We start from the raw sequence: 20,372 nt of genomic DNA on the forward strand, positions 1-20,372 counted from the left end.
ACTCCTTTTATGCGTTCGGTGTAATTTCCAGTACCGTTACCGACATCGCCGGCAGTTCCACAGTAAGCGTATCTCCTTCCAGCTTGAAGGCAGTGAACGGCTGCGGAGCAACCGCTTCCGGCTCACTGAACGAGTTATGGGCATCGATGGTTGCCCCGGCAAGCGTAGTGCCGGAAATCTGCACCGCTTTACCGGCAAGTCCGCGCAGCTCCAGCGGAAGCACCGCTGCGGATGCATGATTCAGGTTGCATAGGCTGACATGAATGACACCTTCAGCTGTTACCGATGCCGAAGCGGATACTTCCGGAATCTCCTTACCGTCATAGCTGTAAGAACCGCTGTCCAGCGTCAGATCGAGCAGTTCGGCGTCCTGATGCACCTTGTACATATTAAATACATGATAAGTCGGGGTCAGCAGCATTTTCTCGCCTTCAGTAAGGATGACGGCCTGCAGCACGTTAATCGTCTGGGCAATATTCGCCATCCGCACACGGTCGCTGTGCTTGTGGAAAATATTCAGTGTCAATCCGGCAACCAGAGCATCGCGGATCGAGTTCTGCTGATACAGGAAGCCCGGGTTCGTGCCCGGCTCCACATCATACCAGGTACCCCATTCATCGACGATCAGGCCGACTCTTTTCTCAGGATCGTATTTGTCCATAATCACGCTGTGGCGGGATACCAGTTCTTCCATGTGCAGCGCCTTTTCCAGTGTTGTGAAATATTCCGAAGTTTCAAAGCCGGTAGCCGCACCCTTATGCTCCCAAGTTGCGCCGGGAACGGTATAGTAATGCAGCGTGATGGAGTCCATAAACTTGGCAGCTTCGCGCATCAACACTTCCATCCAGTGATAATCGTCCGAATTCGGCCCGCAAGCAATCCGGTGAATCTTGTTGTCCCCGTAGTTGCGGACGTAGGTCTGGAACTGCCGGTACAGATCAGCATAAAACTCAGGACGCATATTGCCTCCGCAGCCCCAGTTTTCATTGCCTACACCAAAATACTTGACGGCCCACGCTTCTTCGCGGCCATTCTTCATGCGCAGCTCAGCCATCGGAGACACGCCGTTGAAGGTCAGATACTCTACCCATTCGGACATTTCCTGTACCGTTCCACTGCCTACATTACCGTTGATATAAGGCTCGCACTCCAGCATAGCGCACAGCTCCATAAACTCATGCGTTCCAAAATGGTTGTTCTCCACCGTACCGCCCCAGTGAGTGTTGATCATCCGTTTGCGGCCTTCGCGTTCCCCAATGCCATCCTTCCAGTGATATTCATCGGCAAAACATCCGCCCGGCCAGCGCAGCACCGGCACCTGGATCTCCTTAAGCGCTTTCACCACATCATTGCGGATACCCTTGGTATTCGGAATCGGTGAATCCTCTCCTACCCAGATCCCCTCATAAATACACCGTCCCAAATGCTCGGAAAAATGTCCATAAATGTTCCGGTTAATCGTTCCCTTGCGGATATCCGTGTTAAGCACTGCACGCTGAGCCATTCCAATGCCGCCTCTCTAAGATTAATGTATTTGTTAATTATTTAATAAGTATATTAAGATTATAATAGCTTTGCTTCACATTCGTCAATAACAAAAAGCGCCTCCCTGCCGCTGGCGGCACAAGAAGCGCTATGTCTACAAATTAACTATTTGGGCAGTGGTTCGTCCTGCTGAATAGATGGAATGGAGTCTTAACCCAGATCCCCCAGCTCGATCTGCACAATGCCCCGTTCATCCTGTACCGTGCCGACTAAATGCATCAGGCTGCCGAACTCCAGCTCCTGAAATTTGCGGGCCGCGTTCTCGCGCTGCAGCTCCCACAGGCATTCTGCAAGTGTACAGACTACCGGCACATCGCAGCGAATTTCGGCCAACTCGCGCGAGAGATGGAGCATATCGAGATCAGCTTCGATTTTGGCGCGCACTCCTTTGGGCAGCAGATGGAGATTCTCGATCACGCCTTCCACGGTACCGTATTCCGTCAGCAACTTCAGTGCTGTCTTCTCCCCGATGCCGCGTACGCCGGGATAATTGTCACTGGTATCGCCCATGAAGCCTTTCAGATCAATCACCTGGGCAGGCGTTAGCCCTCTTTCTTCCAGGAGCTCCGCAGGATCGTACACTTTGTAGTTGGAGCGGCCTTTTTTCATAATCACGACCTTAACGCTGTCACTGACCAGCTGCAGCATATCATGATCTCCTGTCAAAATATAGACCTCGGACTCTCCGCTGTAGCAGGACGCAAGCGTGCCGATGCAATCATCCGCTTCATAGCCCACCAGGCCGATATTCGGCACACCCAGCTCAGCTACCACCTCTTTGACCAGATCGAACTGCGGGATCAGCTCCAGCGGCGCATCAATGCGGTTCGATTTGTAGCCGTCATATTTCTCGGTGCGGAAGGTCCCCTTGCCCATATCCCAGCAGCAGACGACGTGGGAAGGCTCAAACGTGCTAACCGCATCGAAGAAATACTGCAAAAATCCGTACACCGCATTCGTCGGCATTCCAGCCTTAGTCTTGCGGATATATCCTCCATAAGCGGTCGCATAAAAAGCCCGGAACAGCAGAGCCATTCCGTCGACGATCATTACCCGGCCCTTCGTTTCTGAACTCATGTGTAACCTCTCCTTGTATCTTCTTATTTTCGGTTGTAGAAGGAATCAGGCCTTGTTCCATGCAGCAGCGTACTGCTCTTCCTTGTAGCCCACGGTAACGTTAGTGCCGTCAGTGACAATCGGACGTTTGATCAGCATGCCATTGCTGGACAGCAGTTCCAGCTGCTCCGCTTCGCCGAGACTGGGCAGCTTGTCCTTCAGTCCAAGATTCTTATACACTTCTCCGCTTGTATTAAAAAACTTCTTCAGTTCCAGCCCGCTGCCCGCCACCAGCACGCGCAGTTCAGCCACAGTGGGCGGCTGCTCGGCTATATGCTGCAGCTCCAGCTCATGGCCGGCTTCCCTAAGCCATTTTACGGCACTGCGGCAGGTGCTGCATTTAGGATATTGATAGACTTTTAAGTGACTCATCAGCTGCTCCTTCGGTGTACATTGAAAATTTCAAAACTTTCCCCGTATAGCTCGCTTGAGGTGAAATCAAAGGCACTTATGCCTCTCATTTCCCCACAGGGCCGTTGGCTACTTCCTGGCCGCGTCCCGCTGCAGTCTCTCCTGCAGCAGCGCCAGATCAGGGGGCAGCGGCGCTTCAAAAACCAGCTCCGTGCGCAGCACAGGATGCTGGAAGGACAGCCGAACCGCGTGCAACGCCTGGCGCGGAATGGAGGCGTCCAGCTCCATTATACGTTTCAATTGTGCGCTCTCTGCACCATCCAGCTCCACTACGCGCTTCGGTTGCGCTTGCTCCTCCGCAATCTGCGCCTGAGGCACCCCGGCGGGCACCCCCTTGGCGTATAGCGGGTGACGGTACATACCGTCACCGATCAGCGGGCAGCCGATGGAGCCCATATGCACCCGGATCTGGTGGGTGCGGCCGCTCTCCAGCTTCAGCTCGACCTTGGCCGCGCCGGGGTACACCTCCTTGACCTCGTAGCGGGTCAAGGAGGGATAACCCTCCGGCGTTACGATCCGCCGGTGCGGCTCCGCCGGGTCGCGGTCGATCGGGCCGTCGATATCGCCGCTTGGCGCAGCAGGAACACCATGCACCCAGGCGTTGTAGCGCTTGTCCACCGTTCCGGCAATCATCTGCTCGGAAATATGCTGGTGGCTGTATGGATTCTTGGCAATGACTAGCACACCCGACGTCTCCTGATCCAGCCGGTGAACGGGACGAAATCGGAATTGCTCGCTCTTTTGCGCCCAATAGTAGACGACTCCATTCGCAAGCGTATCGGTATAATGCCCGTGGGTAGGATGCACAATGATTCCCGCCGCCTTGTTGACGACCAGCAGATGCTCATCCTCATACAGGATCTCAAAAGGAATCGGCTGCGGCATAATATCCTCCGAAGTCTCCTGTTCCATGCGGATCTCCACAGTATCGCCAGCGGCTACCCTCACGCTGATATAGACCCGTTCCCCGTTCAGCATAATGCCCTGGTCCGTCATTTTGAGCCGGGACAGCAGCTTGCGGGAGACATCCATCCGCTTCTGCAGAATGGTCTTAAGCAGCCAGCCGTCCTCAGACGGCGGCACTTGATATGAAATGGGTGAATAATAGCTCGTTGTCATGTTAATTGCGGAACACCTTTTTGCTGCGCACATACTCTACGTCTGCAATCCCGAGCCGTGTATTGGCCGTGCGGGCCAGCGCAAAAAAGTAATCCGACAGCCGGTTCAGATAGATCACTGCCTCCGGGTTGATATCCGCACTCCGTCCCAAGGTAACTGCGCGGCGCTCCGCGCGGCGGCATACCGTACGGCAGACATGCAGCACAGATGACAACTGGCTTCCTCCCGGCAGGATGAAGCGCTCCAGCACCGGATTTTCTGCCTGCAGTGCATCAATCCAGCCTTCAAGACGCTCAGCCATCTCACTTTTCACCTTATATTTGTTCTCACTCAGCTTCACAAAAGCCAAATCCGAGCCGCAGTCGAACAGCTCATGCTGAATCTCCAGCAGCTGCTCCCGCACATCTGTGAACTTCTCGTCCTCCATCAGACTGCGCGCCTGGCCGACAAAGCTGTTCAGCTCGTCAATCGTGCCGTAGGCCTCAACGCGTACATCGTCCTTGCCTACGCGGCCGCCAATGACTGATGTTTCCCCTTTGTCCCCCGTACGTGTATAGATCGCCATTCTTTGTCCCTCCTGCCTCTAAAGTCACATATTCTTAGTTTAAACGCTCCTATGTAGATAAGGCAAACAAAGTTCGGCATTTCTGACATGTAAATAACTCCCTGAACCAGGGTTATCCATTGAATGTTCTGCTACACTTACGGTTTTCTAAGCTTGCATCATGATCCTCATCCTCTTTCCTGTACAGCACAGTCAGTAGCGTGCGCACATTCGTATGAAATCATTGTATGCCTAAAGCCTGACCCCGACATCGGAATGACGCCGCTCCTGCCCTCCGTCTACGGACGTGGAAGAATATCACTGTCTGTGCCAGTCTATCCTCAACAAAAAAGGGACCCGGAGGTCCCCAGTCAAAGAACATTCGCAGCTTCAGCGTCTGCGGAAATGCCCTCTCATGTATTCATTAATTTTCAGGTCCAGCAGGCTGCTGATTTCGATCACATTAGCCGAAGTGAACGAATTCTCCTGTGCAAAAAGCTGTTCCATTCTGCTGCGGAGAATACGGATTTCATCTTCCAAAGAGAGTCTGTGTGCGTTAACATCACCCTTGGGGGGCCTTTTCCCGCTTCCGGTCAAACATTCCCCGCCATAGGAAGGCAAGTAATAATCGGCGCTGAGCACAATCATCCCTCCTAAATGTATGATTCAGAAAAGAAAATCCATGTAAGTACTAACACAGGTGTTTCTTGTCCTCAGAGTAAAATAATACCATACAATAAAGAGATCCGCTATAGTCCGATTATCTTCATCTTTGTTGCCTCATTACAGATGTTCACGTTCCAGTTGTGAGACAAATGCCCCTATCCGTTCTACAGCCTCGTTCAGCTGGGAGACAGAAGTGGCGTAGGAGCAGCGGAGATACCCTTCGCCCCCAAGTCCAAAGACGCTGCCGGGAACCGCGGCTACCTTATACTCCAGCAGCAGGCGCTGGGCAAATTCGTCGGAAGTGAGTCCAGTGCGGCGTATGCTCGGAAATGCGTAAAATGCGCCTTGCGGCTCATGGCATTCCAGTCCGGCATCACGCAAGCCCTTGACAATCAGGCGGCGGCGCTGGTTATAGGAGTCGGTCATCCGGTCCTTCTCTTCCATACCGTTGGTTAATGCCTCCAGCGCAGCCACCTGACCCATGGAAGGCGCACACATGACGGTGTATTGATGGATTTTCAGCATCGCGGAGATTAAGTCCGGATGTCCGCAAGCATAGCCCATTCGCCAGCCGGTCATAGCAAATGCCTTGGAGAAGCCGCTAACCAGAATCGTCCGGTCAATCATCCCCGGCAGTGAAGCGAAGCTGACATGATTGCTGCCGTAAGTGAGTTCCGCATAGATTTCATCGGAGATCACGATGAGATCATGCTTTTCCACAACTTTGGCAATCGGCTCCCAGTCCTCACGGCTCATAATCGCACCCGTCGGGTTGCTGGGATAACAGAGAATCAGAATTTTGGAGCGCGGGGTAATCTTGGCCTCCAGCCCCTCTGCGGTAAGCTTGAAGTTGTTCTCCCCGAACGTTTCAATGCCGACAGGAATCCCGCCGCCAATCGCGGTAATCGGAGAATAGGAAATATAACAAGGCTCAGGAATAAGAATCTCATCTCCGGGCGAGATCAAGGCGCGCAGGGCCAGATCAATGGCTTCACTGCCGCCCACTGTGGCGATAATCTGATTGGCCGGATTATAATCAACGGCGAAGCGGTTGTGCAAATACTCGGCGATGCCTTCCCGAAGCTCCGGCATACCCGCGTTCGAGGTATAGCCCGTAAAACCTCTCTCCAGCGAATATACGCATGCTTCTCTAACATGCCATGGCGTCTTAAAGTCCGGCTCCCCGACCCCAAGTGAAATAATATCTTTGCTGCCTGCCGCCAGATCAAAAAACTTGCGGATGCCCGAAGGCTGAATCTGCTGGACCAGCGGCGCCAAATAGGAACTCATTGATTTGCCTGTATCTCCGGTATGCTGACTGTTATTCGTGATCATAGATGATTACTTCCTTTACGGAGATATCATGAGACGGTTGTCTTCCTCATGCTCTTCAAAGATGATACCGTCCTGTTTGTATTTTTTGAGCGTGAAATTCGTTTTGGTCGAGAGCACCGCATCAATTGGGGACAGCTTCTCAGATACGAAATTGGCGACCTCCCGCAGATTCCGGCCTTCCACTTCTACTAAGAGATCATAGGCTCCCGACATGAGGTAGACCGATTTCACCTGGGGATACAGATATATCCGTTCAGCAATTCCCTCGAAGCCCCGGCCCCGTTCCGGGGTGATCTGGACTTCAATCAGCGCTGTGACCCGTTCATCGTCCACCTTATCCCAATTCACAACAGTGGCATATTTAACAATGACATGGTCTTTCTCCATTTGCTCAATCACTTGTTTGACGTCGTCTTCTTCCGCTCCCAGCAGCGTTGCCATCAGTGCTGTAGAGCTCCGCGCGTCCTCCTTGAGCAGTTCCAGCACTTTCCTCTTCAGTTCATTCATTTCCTTCATGCCTTCCCTCCTGCGAAAAGAGTTTAATACTAATATGACATGAAAATGGCACTTCTGCAAACAAAATAACCCCGCAGGAGCGGGGTTAACGGATTGCATGATCTGGAAAAGCTTTTCCCCCCCGAGATGCAGGAAAGAGATAGCTTTGCTGCGTCGGGTAGGGGATAGCAGGGTTACATATAGTAGGAACTTTGCACGTTAGGCTGATGCTGCGATACATTAGGTGCCTGTCTGTAGTCGCCAGTCCCATTTAATTTTTGCTGTACAAAATGCTGGCTTTTTTGCTGGATCTGCTGTGCGCTTTGGATCTGCTTGTCCACGGCTTGGCGAAGGGCTTTGTCCGGTGCTTGATAGAATCCCATCTGAGACATCTGGTTATACAAATCCCCTTGAATACGAAGCGTATCCATGGTCAGGTCATTGAAGACCCGGCGCACGGTTTGACAATTCGATTCTGTAGCCGCTGTCGTATATTCGCGTACGGTCCGTTTCAGGTCATCCAGAATCATAGTTAACAGATCTTCATCCGCCATAAATTGAGCTCCGTTTTGTGCGTACACTTAATAACCTCCTTGAAATAATTTTAGATTTCATGCTTAAAAGCACTTATTGCTGCGGTTGTGAGGGCGCATATTGCTGGTGCTGCTGCAGAAGCTGAATCAGCATTCCCATGTGATGGGTATGGCTCTGGATTTGCTGGTTGCAAATCTGGTTCACCGTCGAGTTCTGAGTACTGCCGGCGGTTGCGGCCAGCTGCTTAATCAGCAGATCCTCATTGGAGATGGAGTCCGCAATATATTCCAGTTCTTTTCCGCTAAGTGCCTGCATTTGCGTAGATTGCATGTTCTTGTATCCCTCCTTCTATATGGTTCAAGCCGTATTAGTATGCTGCGGATAGAAACTAAATATGTGCCAAAAAGCACAGCTCCCTACACGTAAAGAAGACCTCAATGATGTATGAGAGCCTGAACAGCGACCAATAATACCTTATCGGAATCTCATAAAGGGGAGATCAACAGATGGAATTACTCAGCGGGAAGACGCCCTGGGAGAGAACTTTGCCCCATTTTCCTGTATATCCTGTGCTGGATGGGAATATCACATGCGATTGTCTGATCGTAGGCGGGGGAATGGGAGGGGCAATGGCTTCATACCGTTTGTCCAGAAGCGGAGCGAGTACTGTATTGATTGATAAAAGGGCTGTAGGTCACGGCAGCACGCACGCCAATACAGGCTTGCTGCAGGTGGCAAATGACAAATCACTTACCTCCTGCATAAATACTTTTGGAGCAGAGGAAGGCTTATTATTCTACAAGTTATGCCGGGAAGCTGTCGGTAAAATCCTGGAACTCCCGGGCAAGCTGGATATTGATCCGCACATTATTCCCAGAAGCAGCCTGTTATATGCCAGCTTCCCGGAGGATGTTGCTCCATTAAGGCTGGAGTATGAAAATCTGGCGGCACATGGTTTCGACGCAGAATTCTGGGAGGAAGACAAGATTAAGGAACATTACTCTTTCTCCAAGCCTGCGGCACTCTACTCCAAAGGCGATGCGGATACCAATCCATTCCGTATGCTTCACAGCCTGATTCATAAGGCCCACGCAAGTGGTGTCCGGGTATACGAACATACGAAGGCCCGCCATTTGGAGTTCGGTACAGACGGGGTCACCTGCTACACAGAGCAAGGCCGGATTTCCGCCAAAAAAGTTATTTTTGCGATGGGTTATGAAACTCAGGAGATGAAAAAAGACCGGGGAGCCGAGCTGATTAACACTTACGCGATCATGACCCGGCCCTTGAAGAAATTCCCCAAATGGCATGAGCAGAGCATGATCTGGGAAACGGCCCGGCCTTATTTGTATTTCCGCACGACTATTGATGGACGCATCATTGCAGGAGGCAAGGACGAACAGTTAACGGGTCCCTTGGAGAGGGAAACCAGAGTGCTGTCCCAGAGCCAGAGGCTGCTTGAAGAGCTTGAAGCACTTTTTCCGGAGATCAAAGGAGTAGAAGCGGAGTTCTCATGGGGTGGTGTATTCGGAACCTCACGTGACGGGCTGCCTTTTATTGGTCCTCATCCAGAGTATCCCCATTGTTACTTCATCGAAGGATACGGGGGTAATGGAACGGTCTACAGTATGATTGCTGCAGAACTGCTGTCCGACATCCTGGCAGGAACAGCCCGGCCGGAGCTTGAACTATTTTCACTCACCCGGACAACCAAACCTTCTCCGGTATCATAAGGGGCTGTTCCTTGCATTCTGTCCGCAGGGCGTCCACCCATAATCCAGCTCACCAAAAAGGCCGTCCCAGGCAGCCAATTTCGTGGCTTCCGGGACGACCCTCAGGTAAAAAGCTGATCTGCTATTGTGCTTGTACGAATTCAGCCGACTTAATTCCTGCTTGACGTCCGAAAATAATAATTTCTGCTACAGAGTTGCCGCCGATCCGGTTTTGACCGTGCAGTCCGCCCACCACTTCACCAGCCGCGAACAGACCTGTGATTGGTTGACCTTCTTTATTAAGCACTTCTGTGTTCGTATTAATCTTCACACCGCCCATGGTGTAGTGGATCCCAGGGCCAATTTTGATTGCGTAGAATGGCGCACCGGACAGGTCGTGATCCATACCGGTAGTTCTGCCGAATTCGGCATCCTTTTTATTCTTCACCGCAGTGTTCCATGTGTCTACGGTTGTCTTCAGCTGATCTGCAGGAACACCCATTTCTTTAGCCAAGGCTTCGATGGAATCACCCTTAAGAACAAATCCCATTTTATCATACTGTTCAATCGCTTTGACACGGGATCTGACACCGGAATCAAAGACAAGGATCGCAGCCTTTTCAGGAAGCTTATTAATGGCTGCGGTGACATGATCCCGGGTATCCATTTCGTTAACAAACCGTTTGCCTTCACTGGAGACGAGTAGAGCGCCTTCCCCGCGAACAGCTTCCCCGATCAGATAGGATTTCTCCTGCTGTACTGTCGGGTGAACCTGGATTTGATCCATATCAACGGTTGTACCGCCGAGTTTCTCAATCATCTTAATGCCATCGCCGGTGCTGCCAATCTGGTTGGTGGTTACTAACCCTTCCAAATCAGGTCTAACCTCAGCAATCATTTCCTTATTGGCTCCAAAACCGCCGGTTGTCACAATCACAGCAGAACCTGTTATTGTTTTTTCATCTGCCTGGTTAAAGAGAACCTTGACTCCATTAACCTTACCGTCTTTTTCGGTAATTTCCTTAACATCAGCATTCACGAATAGTGGAATGCCTTTTTCTTGTACGTTTTTCACCAATCCTTTGACCAGGTATTGCCCTACTGCCGAACCGTCTTCAGGACGGTGTGTGCGCTTTTCCTTCATACCGCCGGTAATCGTGATGTTGTTCAAACGGATTCCAATGGAATCCAGCCAGTCGATCGCACTCGCGGAATTGTCAACGAAGAAACGAAGCATCTCTTTGTCATTGGTACCATGACCGCCCTTTAGGGTCTCTTCATAAAATAAATCATTGCTGTCTTCAATGCCTTGCTCTTTCTGGAACTTCGTCTGCGAAGCATTCATTCCGGAAGAGGATTTGGACGTATTGCCGCCAGCTACCGGCATCTTTTCAAGGATAACCGGATTCAGGCCTTTAGCCTTGGCCTCAAGCGCTGCCGACATGCCGGCACCACCCGCACCCACAATAATGATATCGTATTTATCTTTTAATTGATCGTACGGAGTATAACTTGCTTCAGATGCCCCTGAAACTGCTTCTGTTTCTTTTTTGGTCTCAGTGTTCTTACTCTTGCTCTCAGCGTTGTTGCTGTTGCCGTTGTTGCCGCATCCCGCGATCACCAGCATAACAGAAAGAATGAGAATAAGAGCAGCGGCTGCTTTCTTTTTCATGTTGAATCTTGCCCCCTTGTGCATATTTTCACAATTATCATAGCGGCAAAGGGGCAGTTGATGGAAGCTTACGTAATTAAAGAAATCGTTAAGTAACTAAAGTAAGCGGATTTTATGGGATGAAGTTTAAACTTTCCTCAAGGCTCATAGAAAAAGTGATCTTTTTAAATTACATTATATTTCCAATGAAGGATGTTTCTCATTGAATGTAATCAATAGTTCATTCAAGAATAGGAATCTGAAGCAAAGTGGAATAAGTATAACTAAATGGGCTGAATCTTTACAAACAGATGGTTTTAATGGGATTTTGTACACCTAATCCTGCATAATCATCCCATAGGGTTGCTTTCAGCAGAATTAGTGGTACTTTTTCCCACATAAGACACCCCATAAGCCAAATGAGCTCAATTAGTGATATTTTTTCCACCTAAATATATTTAGCAATAATTCCCTGGCCTTCAGCCGCCACAGTATACATATATACCGGCCTGCCCACCGCTCCATAACTGATCTCCATCTCCAGAATACCCGCCTCTGTGAGAAACGCCAGGTATTTCCGGACGGAGATCCGCGAAATCGGAGCCGCTGCTGTGATATCCTCGGTCGAAAACACCGGTTGCTCCAGCTTATGTATAATGCTCCAAATGCTCTCCAGCGTACCTTCGGTAAGACCCTTGGGCAGTGTGCCGCTCTTGTCCTCCTCGGTACCGAGAGAATGACGCAGAAGCTTATCCAGCTGCTCCTGACTGAGGTTCTCTTTATGCTTCATCAGAGCGTAATCCTCACGGTACGCGGACAGCGCCGCCTGAAAGCGGGAGAATTCAAATGGCTTGATCAAATAATCAACGGCCCCCAGCTGAAGGGCTTTGCGGATGCTCGAATTATCGCTGGCTGCAGAAATGACGATAATGTCGACCATACTCCCCTGCTCCCGCAAAGCGGATAACAGCTGCAGACCGCTGGTACGCGGCATGTGGAAATCCAGTAGAATGAGATCAACCGCAAGCTCCTCAAGCATCTGCACGGCCTCATCACCTGAAGCAGCCCAGCCCGCGAACTCAAAGCCCTGAATCTGCTCCAGGTAATGGCGGTTAAACTTGGCTACCATCGGATCATCTTCAACGATCAGCACTTGTATGGTCATCTGTTCTCATCCTCCTTCACCGTATATGGGATATCGGCTATAAATGTAGTTCCCGGCTCCAGGCCGGGTATGATCTGGAGCTGGCCATGCAGCTTCTCCACACTTTTACGGACCAGATAGAGTCCGATTCCCCTGTGTTCTCCCTTGGTGGAGAATCCTTGCACAAATATATGCTCCCGAAGCGCTTCAGGGATTCCCGGTCCGCTGTCACTCACTGTGGAGATCAGGCGCCCCCGGTCGTAATCAAAAGCAAGCTCAATTTCCTTAACGCTGTGGCCTTCGAGTACTTCCATGGCATTGTCGAGTAAATTACCGGTAATGGTAATCAGTTCATGCATCACTTGCGGATCTGCAGATTCTGGCAGATAGCTGTCCTCTGTCAGCAGCAGCTCAATCCCCGCTTCCCGGGCCCTGCTAAGTTTCCCCAGCAGAAAGCCGGCCATAACCGGGTCCTTGATCTGCCTCGTAATGGTACCAATCTCATTCTGGTAGTTGCTGACGGTCCCCGAAATATATTGCTGCAGTTCATCGTACAGGCCCATATGAGTCATTCCCATGATAACATGGAGCTTATTCATATATTCATGCGCCCCTGCCCGCAGAGCATCCGCATAGACGGAAATTCCGGACAGCCGTTCCGCCAGTACTGCAAGCTCGGTCTTGTCCCGGAACGTAGCAATGGCCCCCGCAATCTGACCATTCACACGGATCGGAACACTATTGGCCAAGATGGAGATGCCATTCAGCTCCAAATTCTGATCTTGCCTTGCCTCACCGCTGACCAGCACCTGCTCCAGGCGCAGCTCCGGCCAATAATCGGTGATATGCCGGGTCATCGCGTTGCCTGTAATACCAGCCGTTCCCAGAAGCCGTTCCGCTTCTACATTGATCATGGTGATCCGGGCTTGATCGTCGACCGCAATAATACCCTCACGTGCAGATTGAAGCATGGCACTGCGCTCTTGCAGCAGCTTAGAGATATCGGATGGCTCCATGCCGAACATCATCTGTTTGATTTTCCGGGCCAATACCATTGCTCCTCCGGCTCCAAGCACGGCACCAGATAGCAGGATTGCAATAATTGTCCATTCATTTTGCCGGATCAGCTTGTGTACCCGTTCCATGGAAAGGCCCACTACGACCACTCCAACCTGGGAACCCCTGTTACTGTACACGGGGACGAAAGCCCGCAGCGATTTGCCTAGCAGTCCCTCTCCTTCAGAGATACTTTCTTCGCCGCGCAGCGCAAGCTCTTGCCCTCCCCCGACGAAGGCCTTACCGATCCTCGAAGCATCGGGATGTGAATACCGGATACTGTTCATATCGATGACTACGACAAACATAATATCATTGCGGCGGGTGATTTTGGAGGTGTAGGCCTGAATCTCCTTGCTGTTCCCTTCACTGAGTCCCTCTGACACCAGCGGCATCAAAGCAATGGTCCGGGCTATAGCGATTGCCTTATCCTCCAGCGCATGTCTGGTCTGCGGAATAATCTGATTTCTGAAAATAATGTATAGCACTACCATGACCAGCATCACTACGGCGGAGACCATGACCGTAACCTTTGTCCTCAGACCGTAATCCTTTTTCTTGGCCAATGCTGTATTCCCCCTGTTCCAACCTACTATTGACTATAAGAGGGATTCCTCCGCTTTGCGCTTCAGCAGCCGGTGCAGTGTAAGCCAGCTTCCCAGCGGAGCAGCGCCCAGGAGAAGCATCAGCAAGGTAATCACACGGGGCGATTCGTTAACTGATAGCATGGCTATGAATACAAAAACGCCCAGAATCTTGCCCGTCATCAAACAAAGCTCCCTCAGAACCACCAGTTCTACCCGTTTGCCCACACTCTCCTTCGACTCGCCCATCAGGTCAAAGCTGCTGGAGGTCATGGGCAGCATATATAATGGAAGAAAGAGGGATGTTCCAATACCCATAATCAGTAAGGTGCCGTAGCTAACCCTCCAGAGGAGCGGAGTAATGACAGCAATCAGCAGAATGCCTCCGGCGAGCATCCCACCGGAACGGAGTCTTGGTTTGAACCATTTGCCGGCAGCATAGTAGCTGACCAGTGAAACCGCTGAAGTGATCAGTGCAAATTGTCCCAGCTTGCTTTCTTCTTTAGCGGCTATGTACACAAGAAGACCAATCAGAAAGGAAAATACGCCCTCCCGCAGTCCCTGAAATACCAAGGCTGCCGCTGTCGGTCTCCATGCACTGCCCTTGCGGTGCAGCTCCCTCCATGGTTCTTTCCACAAATAAGCCCCTTCACTCTTACGTTTCTTAAGAAAAAAGCTTAAGCCCACGGCTACTCCGTATATGGAGAGCGATAAAATAAACACTAGGCGATAACCGCGCTCTCCATGCAGAGCAGTGATAATCCAGCCTGATACCCAAGGCCCGACGATACCCGTGAATGAACCCAGTAATCCCATCCAGCCATTGAAAAAGTCCCGGTTACCTGCATCCGTTATCTCAAAATAAACAATGTTGAAGGCCAGCCAGAATAATCCGATCGCTATGCCCAAAATCAATCCAAGCGGCCATATATAATTAACCGCCCGATTACCCAGCCACAGTACGAGCAAATAAAAAAGGCCCGAAACGGCCAGGCCCAGCCGCAGGGCGTTCATCTTGTTATGTTCCTTAACCCATTTCCCGGCCAGCCAGAAGCTTAGACCCACGGCCAATTGCTGAGCTACTGTAAACCAGCCGACCATAGAAAAATCCTGCCTGCTCTTCCATAAGTAGACGTTCAAAAATGTACCTGCCAGCACAGTGGCCAAGGAACATAATCCGTTGACCGCGAGCAGCAGTACCTCTTGTTTTTGCGATGAATTCTTCATGCTCTTCCTCCTTGCCGGACGTGTCTGCTTAACATGCCCAGCTCGCGGAGAAACCATAACGTGTATTACTTGGTGCCGGTGCTCAGATTGCGCACAAGCTGAATGCGGTCCTCCTGCGCCAGGCTGTGCTGTACATGAAAGCACGAGGGGCAGACAAAGAGATTCAGCGAGAACGGCGGTTTCAGGACAGGTCCTCCCAAGGCTTCTGGTGAGGATGGCTCGAAGCCCTCAACGTTCTGGGTTCCGGAGAGCAGCATCAGCTCATGACACTGCGGACACTCAGGCGCTTCCAGCTGTGCCGCCAGAATGGCGGATACGCTTGACTCATAGCGCTTCAAATCATAATCGTCTCCGAATTGGACGAGTGTATTGAAGATCGGCACTACGCCATCCTTGTCGCTGTCATCCCACAGATCTTCGTCGCTTACATCTTCTGGCTCCGGTTCCACTACATCTTCCGGCTCGTCTTCATCCTCCAGGTCATCTACACCCAGGGTTACTGTACGGTAGCCGCTAAGTTCATTGTTACAATGGGGACAGGTATCCTCCGGTCCGAACTCCTCGTCCCACACAATTTCCGTATGACACCAAGGGCAAACTGTTGTTTCCATCTGAAATATCTCCTTCTTACCTCACATTTGAATTCAATTTATCATTAGATATATTATACCGGCCGCTATAAAAGCCAGGGCAGAAAAGAACAGAACCCGTACCAAAATCTTCATTTTCCACACCCCACTTTAAAAAATAGCGGCACCAATCACATAGGACAGGGACACGGAAATCAGCATGGCAGTTAGACCAACAGCCCGGTTGTCTGCGGCGATCTCATCATCGATGGAAAAGACCGGAGTCAGGAACTCAAAGAGGAAATAGGCGAGCAGCAGCAGTAGAAATCCCACCACCGACCATTTCATCGTTTCGTAGATTGAGGCTCCCGCATCAATACTGAAGCGCAGAATGTTACAAATGCCGAAGATTTTGCCTCCGGTGGCCATGGCTACAGCCACATTCCCTTTGCGGATTTCTTCCCAGCAGTTATATTTGGTGACCATTTCGAAGAAGGACAGAAATACCACAAGGCCAAGTATGGCCACTGTGAAGTAGCCGAGCAGCGCACCCAGCGGATGATCCAGCAAAAGATCAATATTTTCTTGCATGCTTCTCCCTCTTTCTGCTGGACTCCAGCCGCTATTCCAGTTCAGCCACGGTTACACCCGCGCCGCCTTCGTTATAATTCCCCAGCCGGTAGCTCTTCACATGCTTATGCTTGCGCAGATATTCCTGAATGCCGGTGCGCAGTACGCCGGTGCCCTTGCCGTGAATAATGGAGATTTGCCCTAAATTGCCGAGAAAAGCCTCGTCAATGAAGCGGTCTGTCTCCATAATCGCCTCTTCCAGATTTGTGCCGCGCAGGTCCAGCTCACTGCGGATATTCTCATCACGGGTGCGCTTGACCGTAGTTGCACGGCGGAGTGCAGGAGATGGGGAATCCGGTGCGGAGGACAGGAATTCCAGATCCTCCAGGTTGACCTTCATCTTCATAATCCCAAACTGTACAATGGCTTCCTTAGGACCGCTAAGTTCAACAACATAGCCCTTCTGGTTCACATTCTGCACCTTAACTTCATCGCCTGGCTGAATTTTTCTTGGCGCCTTGACGTTGCTGCGGGCAACGGTCTTCTTACGGGGCGCAGGTTCCGCTTCATCCAGACGGCGGCGGGCTTCAATGAGCTTATGCTCCTTAACCGAAGCTCCTTCCTCCATAGCGAGCCGGCGCAGATCACCGATGATCTGTTCGGCTTCCTTGCGTGCCTTGTCGAGGATCGCGCTGGCGTCCTTCTCCGCCTTCTCCAGCCGCTTATCACGCTGGCTCTCAAGCTTCTCCAGCTCCTGTTGCTGCCGGTTGCGGAATTCCTCCGCTTCACGGCGGACCACTTCAGCACGTTCACGCTCGTTCTCTGCCCCAAGACGGTTCTCTTCCAGCGAAGCAATCATGTGCTCGACGCGCAGGTCCTCTTCCTTAACCTCACCGCGTGCATGCTCAAGTATGGCGTTTGGCATACCGAGACGCTCGGCAATGGCGAACGCATTGCTTCGTCCCGGTACACCGATTAGCAGCCGGTAGGTAGGACTAAGACTCTGTACATCAAACTCCATGCTGGCATTGATAAGACCTTTGCGTTCGTAAGCATAGGCTTTCAGCTCACTGTAATGCGTAGTGGCCACCATCCGGCATTCGGTCCGGTGAATATTCTCCAGAATGGCAATGGCCAGGGCAGAGCCTTCGGCAGGGTCGGTACCCGCACCCACTTCATCCAGAAGAATCAGACTTTTTGGAGTCATTCTGCGCAGAATGGAAATAATATTAGTCATATGGCTGGAGAAGGTACTAAGGCTCTGCTCAATACTCTGCTCATCGCCAATATCGGCATAAATCGCATCAAATACACACATTTGGCTGCCTTCCTCCGCCGGGATGAACAATCCCGACATCGACATCAGGCTGAGCAGGCCGATGGTCTTCAGCGTGACCGTCTTACCGCCTGTATTGGGGCCGGTCACGATGATTGAGCTATAGTGGTTGCCAAGCTCGACATCCAGCGGTACCACCTGCTCTGCCGGAATCAGCGGATGCCGTCCCTTGCGCAGCTTGAGGTAGCCCCGGTCATTCATGCGGGGCTGGGTCGCCTTCATATCACGGGCCAGACGCGCCTTGGCAAAAATGAAGTCCAGCTCGCCCAGAATATCCACGTCATAGGCCATTTCCTCAGCAATATCGCCAACGAGAGCAGTTAGCCGGTGCAGGATGATCTCAATCTCCCGCTCCTCACGCAGCCGGGTTTCACGCAGCTTGTTGTTCATGGCCACAATGGATTCCGGTTCGATAAAGAGCGTGGCACCGGAGCCAGACTGGTCATGCACAATTCCGCCGAAATGAGCACGGTATTCCGCTTTGACCGGAATGACGAAACGGTCACCACGAATCGTCACAAGCTGATCCTGCAGCATTTTGGCAACGGAGGAAGAGCGGATCATAGAATCCAGCTTCTCGCGGATTCGGGTCTCGCCTCCGCGCAGCTCACGGCGGATGGTGGCCAGCTCAGGGCTGGCAGTGTCCAGCACATCGGCATTCTCGTCGATACAGCTGCGGATGGCATCCTCAACATGCTTCTGTTCTGACAGCAGATCACTTTGTGCGAACAAAAGGGTGATGGTCTCATCTTCATGCATCGCCGCCAGAAACCGCTTGACTCTGCGTGCACCGCCGATAGTATTGCCAACAGAAAGGAGCTCGCTGGTTCCCAGCATTCCTCCAATAGAGGCACGTTTCAGGGCCATTTTGATGTCCGTTATGCCGCCGAAGGAAGGAATGCCTTTCAGCCGGTCTACATTCGCCGCTTCGTCCGTAGCCTGCAGCAGCTTTTTCACAGCTTCAAAATCACCGGAAGGCTTGAGGCTTTCCGCCAGCAGCCGTCCCATCGGGGTCTGCGTATATTGCGCCAATTTATTTAAAATCTTGCGATATTCAAGCGTATGCAAAATTTTGTCGTCCAATTACAGTCACAGCTCCCTTCATAGATGGTTACATTATACCTAATTCAGCCGGGTTTCGCTATTTGGGTAAGTTTTCAGGAATAGAAAATCAGATGCAGGCCACAATAACAACTGCACATATCCTTATGCGAAGGCCAAAGGAGGTTAGTTCAGTGAGATTTTTAGGTCATGTGGTCCGTTTTATCGTGGCAGCAATCGTGCTGCTGGTGGTTGGCTGGATTGTCCCGCAGTTCACGATTGGCGGTTTCTGGAGTGCGCTTATTCTTGCGCTAGTCATTGCACTGCTCGGCTGGGTCATTGAGGGCATCTTCGGCAAAAAAACAACGCCCTTCGGCCGCGGCATCGTCGGTTTTCTCGTTAGTGCACTGGTCATCTGGATCGCCCAATTCATCGTGAGCGGTGTCAGCGTCACCGTGCTGGGAGCGCTTCTGGCAGCACTGGTCATAGGCATCATCGACTTGTTCCTGCCGGTCTCCACACCGTTTGAAGCTGCAAAATAAAGAAGAAATCTGCTGGTCTTACTGCAGACACGAAACCCCCTACTCCGGAATTATAGCGGAATCAGGGGGTTTATTGTATTAACTTATGCATAAGACAGGATATTATCGTTCATAGATGCAGTGACTACCGCATTTTTACCGGTACGCTTGGCGGCATATAGGGCATGGTCTGTTTTGCGGAAAAGCACTTCTTTCCCGTCCCCGAGCTGGTAGTCACATAACCCGATACTGACTGTAATTGGCTTGCCGCCAGCATAGGGATGCTCCATCGCCGCAATGTTCAGCCGCAGCTCTTCAGCCGCAGCGTAGGCCTCTTGTAAGCTTTTATCTGTAAAGATCACCGCAAACTCTTCCCCGCCATAGCGGGCCGCAAAATCATTCAAACCAATCAGGCTGCCGACCTTCGCCGCAACCTCCTTGAGCACAAGGTCCCCAACCCAATGACCATAGGTATCGTTGACCCGCTTAAAATTATCGATATCGAACAACGCCAGCTGCAGCCTGAGGCCGTTGCTCTCACACTGCTCCAGCAGCGAAACCAGATATTCATGAAAGGTCTTATGGTTGTAAAGTCCAGTCAGAGCGTCAATCTTGAGCAGCTTGTCCGAGATCGCCCGTTCCACCAAAAGTCCCTGTTCAGACTTGGTCAACTGCTCCAGATGCTCACGCACCTCGCGGGCCCGGATAATGACAGCCTGAGTCATGGCAACAAACACGATAAACACACACTCCACCATCAAAAACTCCAGCAATGGCTTCTCCAGCATTCTCCGCTCCAGCCCGAAGTAAATTCCACCATAGAACAGCAAGCTGAATGCACCCAGCACACCCAGAAGCCTCTGGTCAAAATAAATAAGAGCTATCATTATAGGCAGCATAAGTGTCATCTGCGCTCCATCCACAAAGGGCTCAAGGACAAAATACATAAGATAAGACACAATGAACCCGCACACGACCACCACCTGCTTGTGATACAGCAAAGTGGACCGGAGCCACATTTCCGCTGTCATCATGGCTATAAGAATCATGAGATTGCAGCCGATGAACAGATGCCCTTTAGTCGGAATTAGGACCGTTCGGACCTCAACCGCAGAATCCGACAAAACAAATAACAGCTGGGCTACCAGCATGAAAAAGACAATAATCCAATATCCGGTCAATATTTTACGGTGCCA

Annotated in this window: 20 protein-coding genes; 2 read left to right on the forward strand and 18 right to left on the reverse strand. The window is 51.3% G+C overall.

Annotated elements, in window-relative coordinates:
- Positions 1-7: 7 nt before the first annotated feature.
- The 10 genes from A3844_RS07105 to A3844_RS07150 all read right to left on the reverse strand — a co-directional run bounded on the left by A3844_RS07105 (position 8) and on the right by A3844_RS07150 (position 8,095).
- The gene (locus A3844_RS07105) at positions 8-1,504 is read right to left on the reverse strand and encodes an alpha-N-arabinofuranosidase (RefSeq protein ID WP_074107012.1); all 1,497 of its coding nucleotides are present in this window, start codon (positions 1,502-1,504) and stop codon (positions 8-10) included.
- A 191-nt stretch (positions 1,505-1,695) separates the two neighbouring features.
- Positions 1,696-2,622, reverse strand: a complete 927-nt coding sequence (locus A3844_RS07110) for a 5'-3' exonuclease (protein ID WP_074102854.1) — start codon at positions 2,620-2,622, stop codon at positions 1,696-1,698.
- Positions 2,623-2,667: 45 nt separating this feature from the next.
- The gene (locus tag A3844_RS07115; protein WP_074084659.1) at positions 2,668-3,033 is read right to left on the reverse strand and encodes an arsenate reductase family protein; all 366 of its coding nucleotides are present in this window, start codon (positions 3,031-3,033) and stop codon (positions 2,668-2,670) included.
- 108 nt (positions 3,034-3,141) lie between these two features.
- Positions 3,142-4,191: an RluA family pseudouridine synthase gene (locus tag A3844_RS07120; RefSeq protein WP_074107013.1), complete on the reverse strand. Its 1,050-nt coding sequence runs from the start codon at positions 4,189-4,191 to the stop codon at positions 3,142-3,144.
- A gap of 1 nt (position 4,192) precedes the next feature.
- Positions 4,193-4,756 (reverse strand): cob(I)yrinic acid a,c-diamide adenosyltransferase, encoded by a 564-nt coding sequence (locus A3844_RS07125; protein ID WP_074084661.1) that lies wholly within the window; start codon positions 4,754-4,756, stop codon positions 4,193-4,195.
- A 369-nt stretch (positions 4,757-5,125) separates the two neighbouring features.
- Positions 5,126-5,332 carry an aspartyl-phosphate phosphatase Spo0E family protein gene (locus A3844_RS07130; RefSeq protein WP_074084739.1) on the reverse strand — a complete coding sequence of 69 codons (207 nt, stop codon included), beginning with the start codon at positions 5,330-5,332 and terminating at the stop codon, positions 5,126-5,128.
- Between the two features lie 186 nt (positions 5,333-5,518).
- The gene (locus tag A3844_RS07135; protein ID WP_074102851.1) at positions 5,519-6,736 is read right to left on the reverse strand and encodes an aminotransferase class I/II-fold pyridoxal phosphate-dependent enzyme; all 1,218 of its coding nucleotides are present in this window, start codon (positions 6,734-6,736) and stop codon (positions 5,519-5,521) included.
- Positions 6,737-6,751: 15 nt separating this feature from the next.
- Positions 6,752-7,252 carry an Lrp/AsnC family transcriptional regulator gene (locus A3844_RS07140; RefSeq protein WP_074084663.1) on the reverse strand — a complete coding sequence of 167 codons (501 nt, stop codon included), beginning with the start codon at positions 7,250-7,252 and terminating at the stop codon, positions 6,752-6,754.
- Between the two features lie 173 nt (positions 7,253-7,425).
- On the reverse strand, positions 7,426-7,812 hold the full coding sequence (locus A3844_RS07145) for a spore coat protein (protein ID WP_074084664.1): 387 nt from the start codon (positions 7,810-7,812) through the stop codon (positions 7,426-7,428).
- Between the two features lie 46 nt (positions 7,813-7,858).
- Entirely contained in the window at positions 7,859-8,095 is a 237-nt protein-coding gene (locus tag A3844_RS07150) for a hypothetical protein (RefSeq protein WP_054939665.1), read from the reverse strand.
- Between the two features lie 176 nt (positions 8,096-8,271).
- Here A3844_RS07150 and A3844_RS07155 point away from each other — a divergent pair, with 176 nt between their 5' ends.
- Positions 8,272-9,498, forward strand: coding sequence for an NAD(P)/FAD-dependent oxidoreductase (locus A3844_RS07155; RefSeq protein ID WP_074107014.1), 1,227 nt, complete (start codon positions 8,272-8,274; stop codon positions 9,496-9,498).
- Between the two features lie 121 nt (positions 9,499-9,619).
- Here the strand turns inward: A3844_RS07155 and A3844_RS07160 are convergent, their stop codons facing one another.
- The 7 genes from A3844_RS07160 to A3844_RS07190 form a co-directional block, all read right to left on the reverse strand.
- A complete protein-coding gene (locus A3844_RS07160) occupies positions 9,620-11,149 on the reverse strand; it encodes a flavocytochrome c (RefSeq protein ID WP_074084666.1) in 1,530 nt (509 codons plus the stop codon).
- Between the two features lie 427 nt (positions 11,150-11,576).
- A complete protein-coding gene (locus A3844_RS07165) occupies positions 11,577-12,293 on the reverse strand; it encodes a response regulator (RefSeq protein ID WP_074107015.1) in 717 nt (238 codons plus the stop codon).
- Positions 12,290-13,894, reverse strand: a complete 1,605-nt coding sequence (gene dcuS, locus A3844_RS07170; protein ID WP_074107016.1) for a DcuS/MalK family sensor histidine kinase — start codon at positions 13,892-13,894, stop codon at positions 12,290-12,292. Before dcuS ends, A3844_RS07165 begins: the two co-directional genes overlap by 4 nt.
- Positions 13,895-13,927: 33 nt before the next feature.
- The gene (locus tag A3844_RS07175; protein WP_341864883.1) at positions 13,928-15,196 is read right to left on the reverse strand and encodes an MFS transporter; all 1,269 of its coding nucleotides are present in this window, start codon (positions 15,194-15,196) and stop codon (positions 13,928-13,930) included.
- An 8-nt stretch (positions 15,197-15,204) separates the two neighbouring features.
- Entirely contained in the window at positions 15,205-15,750 is a 546-nt protein-coding gene (locus A3844_RS07180) for a hypothetical protein (RefSeq protein WP_074084670.1), read from the reverse strand.
- A gap of 129 nt (positions 15,751-15,879) precedes the next feature.
- A complete protein-coding gene (locus tag A3844_RS07185) occupies positions 15,880-16,299 on the reverse strand; it encodes a DUF350 domain-containing protein (RefSeq protein WP_074084671.1) in 420 nt (139 codons plus the stop codon).
- A gap of 31 nt (positions 16,300-16,330) precedes the next feature.
- Complete coding sequence (locus A3844_RS07190) at positions 16,331-18,697, reverse strand: endonuclease MutS2 (protein ID WP_074102945.1); 2,367 nt, start codon at positions 18,695-18,697, stop codon at positions 16,331-16,333.
- A 152-nt stretch (positions 18,698-18,849) separates the two neighbouring features.
- On the opposite strand from A3844_RS07190, the gene A3844_RS07195 reads away from it, so the two are divergent.
- Entirely contained in the window at positions 18,850-19,197 is a 348-nt protein-coding gene (locus A3844_RS07195) for a phage holin family protein (protein WP_074084673.1), read from the forward strand.
- Positions 19,198-19,280: 83 nt separating this feature from the next.
- On the opposite strand, the gene A3844_RS07200 is transcribed toward A3844_RS07195, so the two are convergent.
- A complete protein-coding gene (locus A3844_RS07200) occupies positions 19,281-20,327 on the reverse strand; it encodes a GGDEF domain-containing protein (RefSeq protein ID WP_143192029.1) in 1,047 nt (348 codons plus the stop codon).
- Positions 20,328-20,372 lie beyond the last annotated feature (45 nt).

The organism is Paenibacillus helianthi, assembly GCF_001909055.1.
Lineage (GTDB): Bacteria > Bacillota > Bacilli > Paenibacillales > Paenibacillaceae > Paenibacillus_AQ > Paenibacillus_AQ helianthi.